General features: G+C 63.9%; 14 protein-coding genes. 8 read left to right on the top strand and 6 right to left on the bottom strand.

Features of this window, described 5'->3' with window-relative positions:
- Positions 1–2: 2 nt before the first annotated feature.
- Positions 3–1,190, bottom strand: a complete 1,188-nt coding sequence (locus V1294_RS02375) for an amino acid ABC transporter permease (RefSeq protein ID WP_334494920.1) — start codon at positions 1,188–1,190, stop codon at positions 3–5.
- Between the two features lie 99 nt (positions 1,191–1,289).
- Here V1294_RS02375 and V1294_RS02370 point away from each other — a divergent pair, with 99 nt between their 5' ends.
- The 5 genes from V1294_RS02370 to V1294_RS02350 all read left to right on the top strand — a co-directional run bounded on the left by V1294_RS02370 (position 1,290) and on the right by V1294_RS02350 (position 6,625).
- Positions 1,290–2,165 (top strand): MurR/RpiR family transcriptional regulator, encoded by an 876-nt coding sequence (locus V1294_RS02370; RefSeq protein WP_334494918.1) that lies wholly within the window; start codon positions 1,290–1,292, stop codon positions 2,163–2,165.
- A 5-nt stretch (positions 2,166–2,170) separates the two neighbouring features.
- Entirely contained in the window at positions 2,171–3,520 is a 1,350-nt protein-coding gene (locus tag V1294_RS02365; protein WP_334494916.1) for an aspartate aminotransferase family protein, read from the top strand.
- 13 nt (positions 3,521–3,533) lie between these two features.
- Entirely contained in the window at positions 3,534–4,547 is a 1,014-nt protein-coding gene (locus tag V1294_RS02360; protein WP_334494915.1) for an amino acid ABC transporter substrate-binding protein, read from the top strand.
- 142 nt (positions 4,548–4,689) lie between these two features.
- Positions 4,690–5,331: an arylsulfatase gene (locus V1294_RS02355; protein ID WP_334494913.1), complete on the top strand. Its 642-nt coding sequence runs from the start codon at positions 4,690–4,692 to the stop codon at positions 5,329–5,331.
- A gap of 25 nt (positions 5,332–5,356) precedes the next feature.
- Positions 5,357–6,625 carry a serine hydrolase domain-containing protein gene (locus tag V1294_RS02350; RefSeq protein WP_334494912.1) on the top strand — a complete coding sequence of 423 codons (1,269 nt, stop codon included), beginning with the start codon at positions 5,357–5,359 and terminating at the stop codon, positions 6,623–6,625.
- 15 nt (positions 6,626–6,640) lie between these two features.
- Here the strand turns inward: V1294_RS02350 and V1294_RS02345 are convergent, their stop codons facing one another.
- The gene (locus tag V1294_RS02345; protein ID WP_334494911.1) at positions 6,641–6,952 is read right to left on the bottom strand and encodes a hypothetical protein; all 312 of its coding nucleotides are present in this window, start codon (positions 6,950–6,952) and stop codon (positions 6,641–6,643) included.
- Positions 6,953–7,165: 213 nt separating this feature from the next.
- Between V1294_RS02345 and V1294_RS02340 the strand changes: the two genes are divergently transcribed.
- Positions 7,166–8,863, top strand: coding sequence for a methyl-accepting chemotaxis protein (locus V1294_RS02340; protein WP_334494909.1), 1,698 nt, complete (start codon positions 7,166–7,168; stop codon positions 8,861–8,863).
- A gap of 131 nt (positions 8,864–8,994) precedes the next feature.
- Here the strand turns inward: V1294_RS02340 and V1294_RS02335 are convergent, their stop codons facing one another.
- Genes V1294_RS02335 through V1294_RS02330 form a run of 3 tightly spaced genes read right to left on the bottom strand, consistent with a single transcriptional unit; the run spans position 8,995 to position 10,697 of the window.
- Complete coding sequence (locus tag V1294_RS02335; protein WP_334391873.1) at positions 8,995–9,243, bottom strand: type II toxin-antitoxin system Phd/YefM family antitoxin; 249 nt, start codon at positions 9,241–9,243, stop codon at positions 8,995–8,997.
- Positions 9,240–9,533 carry a type II toxin-antitoxin system RelE family toxin gene (locus V1294_RS37885; RefSeq protein WP_442895312.1) on the bottom strand — a complete coding sequence of 98 codons (294 nt, stop codon included), beginning with the start codon at positions 9,531–9,533 and terminating at the stop codon, positions 9,240–9,242. Before V1294_RS37885 ends, V1294_RS02335 begins: the two co-directional genes overlap by 4 nt.
- Before the next feature lie 60 nt (positions 9,534–9,593).
- A complete protein-coding gene (locus V1294_RS02330) occupies positions 9,594–10,697 on the bottom strand; it encodes a transporter (RefSeq protein WP_334494907.1) in 1,104 nt (367 codons plus the stop codon).
- A gap of 389 nt (positions 10,698–11,086) precedes the next feature.
- Between V1294_RS02330 and V1294_RS02325 the strand changes: the two genes are divergently transcribed.
- Positions 11,087–11,611 (top strand): copper chaperone PCu(A)C, encoded by a 525-nt coding sequence (locus tag V1294_RS02325; RefSeq protein WP_334494906.1) that lies wholly within the window; start codon positions 11,087–11,089, stop codon positions 11,609–11,611.
- Positions 11,612–11,654: 43 nt separating this feature from the next.
- Here V1294_RS02325 and V1294_RS02320 read toward each other — a convergent pair whose 3' ends face one another.
- Positions 11,655–11,786, bottom strand: coding sequence for a hypothetical protein (locus V1294_RS02320; protein WP_334494904.1), 132 nt, complete (start codon positions 11,784–11,786; stop codon positions 11,655–11,657).
- 307 nt (positions 11,787–12,093) lie between these two features.
- On the opposite strand from V1294_RS02320, the gene V1294_RS02315 reads away from it, so the two are divergent.
- Positions 12,094–12,315, top strand: a complete 222-nt coding sequence (locus tag V1294_RS02315) for a hypothetical protein (RefSeq protein ID WP_334487254.1) — start codon at positions 12,094–12,096, stop codon at positions 12,313–12,315.
- The last annotated feature ends 67 nt before the right edge of the window (positions 12,316–12,382 follow it).

The raw sequence follows: 12,382 nt of genomic DNA, 5'->3' as shown, positions 1-12,382 counted from the left end.
GATCAGCGCTCCACCAGCGCGATGCGCGCATTGTACCAGTTCATGAACAGGCTGATGCCGAGGCTGATGGTCAGGAATACCATCATGATGAGCGCGATGGCTTCGATCGCCTGACCGGTCTGGTTCAGCGTCGTGTTGGCGATCGACACCACGTCCTGATAGCCGACCGCGACCGCAAGCGAGGAATTCTTGGTGAGGTTCAGATACTGGCTGGTCATCGGCGGAATGATGACGCGCAGCGCCTGCGGCAGCACGATGCGCTGAAGCACAAAGCTCCGGCGCAGGCCGAGCGCGTTGGCAGCATCCCATTGGCCCCTGGGCACAGCCTGGATGCCGCTACGGACGATTTCGGCGATGAAGGCAGACGTGTAGGTGACGAGCGCGATGAGCAGCGCAAAATATTCCGGCGCCAGCGTCAGCCCGCCGACGAAATTGAAGCCGCGCAGCTCCGGCATCGTCACGGTCCAGGATGCGCCGAGGCCGAACGACACCAGCGCCGGAAATCCGACGACGAGCGCCAGCGCGTAGGGCCAGAGACGCCGCACCTTGCCGTCGGCCATCTGCCGCGCCATCAATTGCCGCCGCAGCACATAGAGCGCGATCAGCCCGGCCACGACGGCCGCGATCACCCAGAGGTTTGCTTCCGCGATCGGGACTGATGGAAGTATCAAGCCCCGGTTGGAAAGAAACACTCCCTCGATCGGCTTCCATGCGGCCCGCGCCGCCGGCAATCCCTGCATCAGCACATACCAGAACAGCAATTGCAGCAGCAGGGGAATGTCGCGGAGCAGTTCGACATAGACGGCGGCCAGCCGTGACAACAGCCAGTTCGACGACAGCCGCGCGATGCCGATCAGCGTGCCGATCACGGTCGCCAGCACGATGCCGATTACCGCGACGCGGAGCGTATTGATGATGCCGACGATGAAGGCACGGGCGTAAGGATCCCTGGGGCTGTAGGCGAGCCAGGTGTCCGCGATCGGCATCCCGGCTTCGCGGCCGAGAAAGGCGAAGCCGGTCGAAATCCGCCGTACCGACAGATTGTGCAGGGCGTTCGACCACAGGAAGGCGACGATCGCGACCGCGATCCCGACCACCGCGACCTGCCAGAGCAGGCCGATGATCTGCTGGCGGTTCAGCGAGAAGCGCAGTTGCCTGCGGCGGCGGAGTTCGGGCGTCGATGTTGTCACAGCACAAGGATCCTTCTGGCAACAGCGATCTTCGGCCATGCGTCCTGGGGGCGCGTTTCAAATGTTGCACCAAAACGGTATTTGTGCAACATATGTTTCATGGCGCAGTCCCAGCCGAAATCCTCGCCGCTGAGCGAACTATGCAGTGCCCTGCCGTCGCTGCCGGCGCGGCTGCAGCAGGTCGGGCGCTTCGTCGCCGCCAATGATTACGACGCCACCACGCGTTCGATGCGCGATCTGGCCGCCGAGGCCGGCGCCGATCCCGCGGCCTTCACGCGTCTGGCCAAGGCGCTGGGCTATTCCGGATGGGACGAGTTGCGCGCCGCGTTGACCGAGGCGCGCCGGCCGGCGCAGGCCCAGCCGTTCTCGGCCCGCACCCGCGCCGGCCGCAAGGGACCCCACGCCGACATCTCGCTGGTCGCCGACAAGATGGAAGCCGAGGCGGCAGGTCTTGCGCGCATTTCCACGAGTTCCGTGGCCGAAGCAGCCAAGGCGCTGCATGCCGCGCGGCGAATCTGGATCGCCGGCTTTCGAAGCTGCCGCAGCGTCGCCGAGTTGCTCAACTATCAGCTCCGGCTGTTTCGGTCTGACGAGGTGCAACTGGTCGGCGGCTCCGGTCCGGAAGATCTCGACCTTGGCGCCTTCCAGCGCGGCGATGCGGTCGTGGTCATCGGCTTTGCGCCCTATTCCAGGGCCAGCGTGCTGTCGGCGCGCGCCGCGCATGATTCCGGCGCCACATTGATTGCGATTGCCGACGCGATCACCGCGCCGATGGCGGAGGGCGCCGATCATCTGCTGCTCTATGAGGCCGCCGCATCGCCCGGATTCTTCCCGAGCCTGACCGGCGCCATTGCGATTGCGCAATCGCTGGCGGCGGTCACCTTCGTGCTGGGCGGCGCCAAGGCAAAGCGCCGCCTTGAGGAGACCGAAGGCCGGCTGGCCGCGATGTCGCAATATGTTGCCGAGGAGGGTTGACCGTCATGAGCGTCAGCAAGAGTCGGGTGCTGCATCGAAGCCTGCGTGACACTCCTCCCAGGGCGATCGGCGGCGAGGGCGTCTGGCTGATTGGCGAGGGCGGAAGGCGGATTCTGGATGCATCCGGCGGCGCTGCCGTCTCCTGTCTCGGCCACCAGCATCCGCGTGTGCTCGAGGCGATGTCGCGGCAGGCGTCCAAGCTGGCCTACGCCCACACCAGCTTCTTCTCGTCGGAGCCGGCCGAAGCGCTGGCCGACAAGCTCGTGGGCCACGAGCCCGGCGGCCTCGGTTACGCCTATCTCGTCAGCGGTGGTTCGGAAGCGATCGAGGCCGGGATCAAGCTGGCGCGGCAGTATTTTATCGAGATCGGCCAGCCGCAGCGCCAGCGCTTCATCGCGCGTCGCCAGAGCTATCACGGCAACACGCTGGGAGCGCTGGCTGCCGGCGGCAATGCGTGGCGCCGCGAGCCCTATGCCCCGCTGCTGTCGTCGGCCTTCAGCCACGTGACCCCGGCCTTCGCCTATCACGAAAAACAGGACAGCGAATCCGATGTGGATTTCGTCGGCCGGCTGGCGGCCGAACTCGAGGCGGAATTCCAGCGCCTTGGCCCGGAGAACGTGGTGGCGTTCATCGCCGAGCCCGTTGTGGGCGCGACCGCCGGCTGCGTGCCGGCGCCGGAGGGATATTTCCGCGCCGTCCGGGAGATCTGCGACCGGCACGGTGCGCTGGTCATCCTCGACGAGGTGATGTGCGGCATGGGCCGCACCGGCACGCGTCACGCCTGGGAGCAGGAAGGCATCGCGCCCGACATCCAGGCGATCGCCAAGGGACTGGGCGGTGGCTACCAGCCGATCGGCGCCATGCTTGCGAGCGCGCGCATCGTCGATGTGATCCGCGACGGTTCGGGCGCGTTCCTGCACGGCCATACCTATATGGCCCACCCGCTGGCCTGCGCCGCGGCGCTCGAGGTGCAGCGGGTGATCGATGACGAGCAATTGCTCGACAGGGTCAAGACTCTCGGCGGGCAACTCGAGCGGCGGCTGACCGAGCGTTTTGGTAATCACCGCCATGTCGGCGACATCAGGGGGCGCGGCCTGTTCCAGGCCATCGAACTCGTCGCCGACCGCGCCACCCGCGCGCCGTTCGATCCGGCGCTGAAATTGAACCAGCGCATCAAAGCCATCGCGTTCGAAGGCGGCCTTGGCTGCTATCCCGCGGGCGGATGCATGGATGGCCGCAGCGGCGATCATGTGCTGCTCGCGCCGCCCTATATCGCGACTTCGGAAGATATCGACATGATTGTCGACCGCCTCGGTCACGCGGTCGATAGCGCTTTGAAGAGTGTGGGTCATTAGCAGGAGGAACGATATGAAGAAGGTCGTCATCGCTACAGGCTTGCTCGCCGCGTCGTGCCTGACGGCGCAGGCCGGAACGCTTGATACGGTCAAGCAGCGCGGCATGCTGGTGTGCGGCGTCAGCACCGGCTTTGCCGGCTTCTCGACGCCGGACTCGCAAGGCAACTACAAGGGGCTCGACGTCGACTATTGCCGCGCATTGGCGGCCGGCGTGCTCGGCGACGCCAAAAAAGTGCGATACGTCGCGCTCACGGCGCAGAACCGCTTCACCGCCCTGCAGTCAGGCGAAATCGACGTGCTCTACCGCAACTCGACCCAGACCTATCTGCGCGGCGTGACGCTCGGACTGCGGCAGGGCCCGGTCAATTTCTACGACGGCCAGGGGTTCGTCGTGCGGGCCGATGCCGGCGTCAAGGATCTCAAGGGCCTGAACGGCGCCACGGTCTGCGTCGCGCAGGGCACGACCCACGAAGTCACGCTCGGCGATTACGGCCGCGCCAACGGGATCGAATGGAAGCCGCTGGTGTTCGACCGCACCGACACCATGTACCAGACCTTTTTCGGCGGGCGCTGCGATGCCATGACCCAGGACGCATCGGCGCTGGCGGGCGCCGTCACCACGGCGGCCTCGAATCCCGCCGACTATGTCGTGCTGCCGCAGACCATCAGCAAGGAGCCGCTCGGGCCGTTCACCCGCAACGGCGACGAGGTGTGGACCGACATCATCGCCTGGCTGCATTACGGCCTGATCGAGGCGGAAGAACTCGGCGTCACCGCGGCCAATGCCGACGAGATGGCGAAGTCCAGCAGCACCCCGGCCATCCAGCGGCTGCTCGGCACGTCAGGCGATCTCGGATCGCGGTTCGGCCTCGACAACAAGTGGATGCTGCAAGCAATCAAGGCGGGTGGCAATTACGGCGAGATATTTGAGCGCAATGTCGGCAAGTCGAGCCCGCTGAAGCTCGATCGCGGCCTGAACGCGGCCTGGGCCAAGGGCGGCCTGATGTACGCCCTGCCGTTTAAGTGAAGGTCATAGCGTTTTCGAGCGAAAGCCTGCCCCGGACTTGATCCGGGGTGGATACCGGTTCGCGTAAAGAAAACGCGTCAAACAAAAAACCATTGCGGCGCGTCGGGTTGACACCAGCCGTGCCGCAGCCAGACTGTCGCGCATGCGCATCACCCTGATCCACGCCCTGAAGCATTCGATCGTGCCGATCGAGGCCTCCTTTGCGAGGCTTTGGCCGGACGCCCGCCTGATGAATCTGCTCGACGACAGCCTGTCGGCCGATCTGGCGCGCGACGGCGGGCTCACCGACGCGATGACAGAGCGCTTCCTCCGGCTCGGGCGCTACGCCGCCGGCACCGGATCGGACGCGATCCTGTTCACCTGTTCGGCGTTCGGCCCCTGCATCGAAGCGGTCGCCCGCGCGCACGCCCCGATGCCGGTGCTCAAGCCCAATGAGGCGATGATCGAGCAGGCGGTCGCGCGGGGGCGCCGAATTGGGCTGCTGTCGACGTTTCCGCCTACACTGGCCTCGATGCCGCCGGAGTTTCCGCCGTCGATCGAACTGGTGCCGAAACTGGCAGAAGGCGCCATGGCCGCGCTCGATCGCGGCGACCGCGCGACCCATGACCGCCTGGTGGTCGAAGCGTCAAAGGACCTGCGCGATTGCGACCTGATCGCGCTGGCGCAATACAGCATGGCGCCTGCGGCAGAACTGGTCGCCGAGGTAACCGGGCGGCCGGTGCTGACAACACCCGACAGCGCGGTGCTGAAATTGAAGGGAATGCTTTCCGCCGGCCGGCCTTAGGTTCCAGGGCGTTGAGGGGAGCGCGATGACAGTGCGGTTCAGTCGGCGCGATACGTTGTTGCGAACGGCAGCCGTCGCGGCGGCAGGCCTGATCCCCGGTGCAGCCATTCCCGGCCTTGCAGCTCCGCGGCGCACGCCGTCCCGTAGCCAGGAAATCGACGCCGTTTTGCAGGCTCGGGTCGATGCGGCAGACGTGCCAGGCGTTGTCGCCATGGCCGCAACGGAGCAGTCGGTGATCTACCAGGGCGCATTTGGCGCGAGAAGCATGGGCGCGGCTGCCAGGATGTCGGTCGATACGGTCTTCAGTATCGCGTCAATGACCAAATTGCTGACATCCGTCGCCGCCCTGCAGCTCGTCGAGCGGGACAAACTCAAGCTGGACGAACCGGCGGCGAGAATTGATCCGACGCTTGGGTCGCCTCAAGTTCTCGATGGTTTCGATGCGCACGGGACCCCGCAACTGCGCGCCGCGCGAAAGCCCATCACACTACGCAATCTGTTGACGCACACATCCGGGCTTAGCTACCAGCTTTGGGACACGAGTGTCGTTCGCTACGGCAAGGCATCCCGCAACGACACCGCGCTGCCGCGTGCGCCGCTGATGTTCGATCCGGACACGAGGTGGGCCTATGGCGGCAGTCTCGACCGGGTCGGCCGGCTGGTAGAGATCATCAGTGGGCAAAGTCTGGATCGCTATTTCCGCGATCACATCCTGGGTCCACTCGGGATGCACGACACCGCCTTCTCGCTCACCGAGAAGCAGCGCGCCCGCCAGGCAAATCTGCATTTGCGCAAGGCGGATGGGACGCTTGCGCCGCAGCCCTTGGTGAGACGAACCGAGCCGAAAGTGATTTCCGGTGGTGGCGGCATCTATTCCACAGCGCCGGATTATCTGACTTTGCTCCAGGCGCTGTTGAATGGCGGAGCACTTGCCGGGAAGAGCATCCTGCGGCCGCAGACGGTCGCGCTGATGTCCGCCAATCAGATCGGCAACCTCGACGCGGGAATTCTCAAGACAACAAATCCGGCATTGTCTGACAACGTCGATTTTTTCCCGGGAGCCCGGCTGCGGTGGGGGCTTGGCGATATGATCAATCTCGATCCTGTGCCTGATGGCCGCAGCGCAGGCAGCCTGACATGGGCTGGACTTTACAACACCTACTATTGGATCGACCCGGCGTCGCGTATCGCGGGCGTGATCATGATGCAAATTTTGCCATTCGCCGACCAGCGCGCGCTTAATGCCTATCGTCTATTCGAGCGTAGTATTTACCGTGCCCATAGGGCAGCCTGAGCGCGGGCGGCCGCTTCAGGCATCTTTCTTCTTGGCGGGCTTTTTCGCCGCCTTCGCAGCCGCGGCTTCCTCGGCGGCGTTCCTGATCGCCCGGGCGTAGCTATCGGCGGTGTTTTCCGCCGAATTCTGCAGCCGCTTGGCCGCCGCCGTGCCGAGCAGCATCGTGCTCTTCGCGATCAGCCGGAATTGATCCCGGGTCTCCTTATCCTTGGCCTTGGCCGCGCGGGCCATGATCTGGTCGCGCCGTTTCTTGACGGCGGCCATCAGGCTCTTGTTCTGCGCTTTTGCGATTTGCCGGATGAGGATGTCGAGATCGGCTTCAGCCATTATGGGTCACTCTTAGCGCACCATGCGATTCCGCACGGTGCGGGGATCATTGGCACGTCTTGTTGGAAGGGTGGGCGCCATTGTGTCGCCGCGGCGCGGTCATTTCAAGCGCCGATTCTCGCGATCGGACGCTGCGGGTTATCCGCGCAACCCGATAACAATCGATTAACGTTGTATTGGTACTAATCCTCAACCAGCAGGAAGGCAAGCGGCATGCGTAACCTCACCGTCTATCAGCGCTTTGCGATGATCATTGCGGCGCTGACGATCGTGCTCTTTGCAGGCTCCGCCTTGCAGATCCTGGTGTTGCGCGACGCGGTTCTGGACGAGCGGCGCACCACGGTCCGCAATCTTGTCGAGGCCGCGACAAAGGTTCTCGCCCACTATGAGGGCGAGGCCAAGGCCGGCAGGATCGAGCCGGACAAGGCGCGCCAGATGGCCTTCGCCGCGATCAGTTCGATGCGCTGGGGCGAATATTCGGACTATATCGGCGTCTACGGCACGGGCAGCGCCGACGCCGGCGTCACCTACGTGCATGCCAATCCCAAATACATCAACGTCAACCGCTGGGAGTTCAAGGACAAGAGCGGCAAGCTCTTGATCCAGGACATCGCGCGGACCGCGCGCGCCGGCGGCGGCTTTGTCGAATATCTCTCGCCCCGCTCCGCCGGTGGCGCCGAACTCCGCAAGGTTTCCTATGTCGGGTCGTTTGGCGCGGGCGACAAGCTGCTGGCGCTTCAGGCCGGCGCCTATGTCGACGATATCGACGCGGTGGTTTTCCGCCGGATGATCTGGGCCGGGATCGGCGGGCTGGCCGGCTTGGCGCTCGCGGGCTTCGTCGCATTCTGGCTCGGCCGCGGCCTGGTCGTTCCGCTCAACAGGACCTGCGCGGCGATGGACGAACTGGCCAAGGGCAATCTTGCGGTCGAGATTCCCTTCGTCGACCGGATCAACGAGATCGGCCGGATTGCGCGAAGCCTGCAGGTCTTCAGGGATCATCTGGTTGAAACGACACGGCTCCGCACCAAACAGGAAGAGATGAAGGTCCGTTCTGCCGAGGAGCGGCGGACGGATCTCGCCCGTATCGCCGACGACTTCGAGCGCAGCATCGGCGGAGTGATCCGGGGCACCGCCACCGCCGCCGACGAGCTGCAGGATTCGGCTTCGTCAATGTCCACGATCGCGGTGGGGACGACGGATCAGAGCGCCAAGGTCGCGGCTGCGGCCGAGCAGACCGCATCGAACGTTCAGACGGTTGCGGCCTCGGCGGAGGAATTGTCGTCCTCGATCCAGGAGATCGCGCGGCAGGTCACCCAGTCTTCGTCGATTGCCCAGAGCGCGGTCGGGCAGGCCGGCCGGACCGAGGCCATGGTCGGGCGCCTGGTCGAGGCCTCCCAGAAGATCGGCGAGGTCATGGCGCTGATCCAGACCATCGCGGGACAAACCAACCTGCTGGCCTTGAACGCCACCATCGAGGCCGCCCGGGCCGGCGACGCCGGCAGGGGTTTTGCCGTCGTGGCCAACGAGGTCAAGGCGCTGTCGTCGCAAACCGCCAAGGCCACCGAAGAAATCACGAGCCAGATCCAGGCCATCCGCGACGCGACCGGCTCGACCGTCGAGGCCATCCGCGAAATCGGCACCACGATCGGGCAGATGAACGAAATCACCGGCTCCATTGCGGCCGCCGTCGAAGAGCAGGGCGCTGCGACCAACGAGATTGCCCGCAGCGTGCACCAGGCGGCGCAGGGCGCCCAGGAGGTGATGCAAAATATCACGGGCGTACGCGAAGCGTCGAGCAAGGTCGACGCTGCCGCGACCCTTGTCTTGAACGCAGCAGCCCAGCTCACCTCGCAATCCGAGCAGCTCGAGACCGAAACCGGCAAATTCCTCGGCAACATCCGCGCCGCGTGAGGGCAGGCGTGAGATTTCGGTCGGGGGAGCCATCAAGGCGCGCCGGCCGTTGATAAGCGAGCTAACCGTCTCTCTATTCAGTAAGCCGATTTTACCCGCGCATCGCAGCCGATGAAGATGTAGCAGGCGCACTATTCCTGTTCAATATCTTCGAGCCTGACCCCAAGTCCGGCGCTCAAGCTGCTGCGCGCCTGTTCAATGCGGCGCAGGAAGCGTGGGTCATGTTCGAGACGGTATTCGAACCAGTCGTCTTCCGATTCAAAGCCGATCAGCACGCCCGCCGGTTTACCATGGCGGGTTATGACGATTTCCTGGGTCTCCGCCTCGCGCAGATATCGAGACAGATCGTCCTTGATTTCGGACAGAGGGACTTCCTTCATCCCGGATTTCCGAATTGTGCGAGCCATGACTCAGCCTCCGATTTGGCTACGATCGCCAAAACCTCGACGGTCGTGCCGGAAACATCATAGAACACCCGGACTTCGTCCACGCGCAGCCGATATTGCGGACGGCGCAATCCTCGTAACCGTTTGATCCGACTGCGGCTCGCTTTTTCGGGTTCGTGCCGCAGGTGCGTCTCGAGCGCAGTCCGCACCGTTGCCCGAACGGTCGCCGTCAACCTCCTGAGGTCTTCGACGGCTTCCGGAGCAAGTATAATAGCGAAAGGCATTCTGGCTAGAATATAGCCAGAATTTCGCTGACGTCAAATGGCGTACACCGACTTCCGCGGCTAATTCAGCCGCGCGCCGATCCCCGTAAGCACGCGAAAATCCGGCTTGGACTGAACGCCGTTGTGCTGGTTGATGACCGGCACGCCGACGGAGACGAAGCTCGAGAAGCGATCGAAGCCCACGCGCACGCCGGGCGAGAGATAGACCGTGGTGCCGCCCGAATTGGGATCCGGAATGCCGGCGATCTTCTGCTTGTCGTGCCACTCGCCATTGAGCTCGAGAACGAGGTCGAGCGTGTAGGGCGTCTTCATCATGTCGCTGTGGTCGTGGTTGGCGTGATAGAGGCAATGCTCCTGCAACTGATTGCGGGGCTGCATGCAGTAGTCGTGCAACGCCACCTCTTTCGCCGAGCCGGTGGCGCCGACCAGGCGATATGAGACGGCGGTGCCGAACAGGAAGCGGTCGCCGAGATTGGTGTCCTGTGTGCCCGTGCTGATCAGATAGTAAAGGCCGCTCACGTCGAACGACCAGCGGCCTGTGCGCTTGGTGAAGGCGGCGCCGAACAGGCCGTCCCACGAGCCCGAGCCCGGCTGAAATTCGGCCTGGAAGAGCTGGCCGGCGGCGTCACGCCGGTCGGTGCTGCCGGTCGGCGCCTTGAAGCCGAACAGCACGGCGGCCGACGTTCCCGTTTGCGCGTTGTTGTGGAAGCGATATTGCCCGAGCATCGTCACATCGCCAAAGCCTGCCGAATTGCCGCGCCTGTTGATGCCGTCGGGGCTCATCAGGCTGCTCATGTCGCTCATATTCATCATGCCCATATGGCCGCCGCTCAGCATGTCTTCCCCGGGTTCGCGGATATCCGAGCGGCGGACGCCCCCGGCGCGAACGGCAACCGTGAAGTCGTTGGTGATGCCGTAGGCGGCCGAAATCGAGATGGCGTCGATCGAGCGGAGCGAATGCGCGTGCGTGCCTTTGCTCGCAGCGGCAAGCAGGTCGGCGTCGCTGAGCTGGCCCAGGCGGATGAATTCGTAGCGGACCGATGCGGCGATCAGCCCTTCGGAAAGCGTGTCGGCCGATATGGTGTTGATGGGGCCGCCGCTACCGGTGTTGCCGCCGCCGCCGGGATGATGCGCTTCCGCTGGTAGCGCCAAAAAAAACAGCATGGATGAAAAGATGCCGGCCGCGGGCCGTTTAAGATACGCACACACATACGCCCCCTTACACTCGATGCTCGACGATTAGCCATCGCAATCGGGCGCGAGATTGACTGGATCGTGCGAGAAGCGCGGCCTGCTCGCGACGGAAGGGAAGCGGAAAAGAGAAGGCGTCATCGCGAGCGCGGCTTGGGTGTGGCTGTCGCGTGTTGAGCGAATGGCGAAAGAGGCGCGGTCCGATTGCCCGGTTGTGCGCCGGCTTTTTCTCGCGCCGCGATCGGGTAGCCGCAATCACGTCCGGCCGTAGCCGCAATCACGGCGAGCACCAGCCGTAATCGCGTCTGATTGTTTCTCTACATGCCTTAACGGTCCAGCGCGCGTATCGGAGTAGGACAATTATGACAACTATCGTCAGAGATATCTTTGTGTTTGTCACCGCGGCCATTTTTGTCGCAGCAAGTTTGCTCATTGCGACTGCGGCCGGCGCGCACGAGTTCAAGGTTGGCGCCATCGACATCGGGCATCCCTGGTCGCGCCCGACCCCGAAAGACGCCAACATCGCGGGCGGCTATCTCACCATCACCAACAAGGGAAAGACCGCGGATCGCCTGATCGGAGGCGCCTCGCCCGCGGCAGGCCAGATCGAGGTGCACGAGATAGTCGATGTGGACGGCGTGACGAAGACACGCCCGCTCGCGAACGGCATCGAGATCAAGCCCGGCAAGACCATCGAGCTCAAGCCCGGCTCGCTTCGTATCGTGCTGCTCGGCCTCAAGGAGCCATTGCAGCTCGGCCAGAAGGTGAAGGGCACGCTGGTGTTCGAGAAGGCCGGGCCTGTCGAGATCGTCTACAACGTCGAGGAAAATCCCGGCGCCGCAGTCAGTGGCGTCGCTGGTGTCAGTGCGCAGCACAAGCACCATTAGGCTGCAGCTTCGCAGGCCCTGCGCGGGACTGGTCTCGAACACATCATTCTCCAGTCAGGATCCTGACCAGTGTCCAGCTCGAACCAAGCGTCAGCGACCATCGCAGCCAGCCTGCCATCGTCACCGCAACGAAAGCGGACGGCTTGGCCGTTCGCAGCCACGCTGGTGTGCGCATCGCTTCTCGGGATCGGACTGGCATTCTGCGCCCGCACGATGTTGCCCGCATGGTCGCTTGATGGAGGATTGTTCCTGCCAAGCGTCGTCTGTTCGAGCGGAAATTCGCCGGCCTCGCCGCAGGCCGTGCGCACGGGCGATTGAAGCGGCCGAGCTTCAGAAGTCTCAAGGGCTGCGCCGTGTTCACCCGTGAGGGTGCACCGTCAACAGTTCGGAAACCACACGTTCTCTCTCCCTCTCGCGCTAACGAATCGAAAATCGTTCTGCCGCAAGTTCGTGTTCGGGAAAAGGAATGGGGAGATACGAACATGAACAGCCTGGCAATCATGGAAAACGTTCGCCGGTACCGCACCATCGCGTCGCTGTATCGCCAGACCGCGGCCTTCCGGCCGGTTCATAGCTGTTCCCTGCTGGCGCAAGCCAAGGAATGGGAGCATCGCGCCGTGGCCGAACTGGAAGCCTACTATGCGGCTTTCTGCTCCGCGGCCTCCGGCAATGCACAGACCTATTCGGCAAGCTGCGCCGCGTGAGCTGAGAACGTCGTTTCCGATGAGGCGCGCGTGCGAGTATCGGCAGCGTAGAGAGTAGTTAATAAAC

It is taken from the genome of Bradyrhizobium sp. AZCC 1678 (assembly GCF_036924765.1).
Classification (GTDB): Bacteria; Pseudomonadota; Alphaproteobacteria; order Rhizobiales; family Xanthobacteraceae; genus Bradyrhizobium; species Bradyrhizobium algeriense.
The sequence above is the reverse complement of the archived record's forward strand: the minus strand, read 5'-3'. Positions and strand labels throughout refer to the sequence as shown.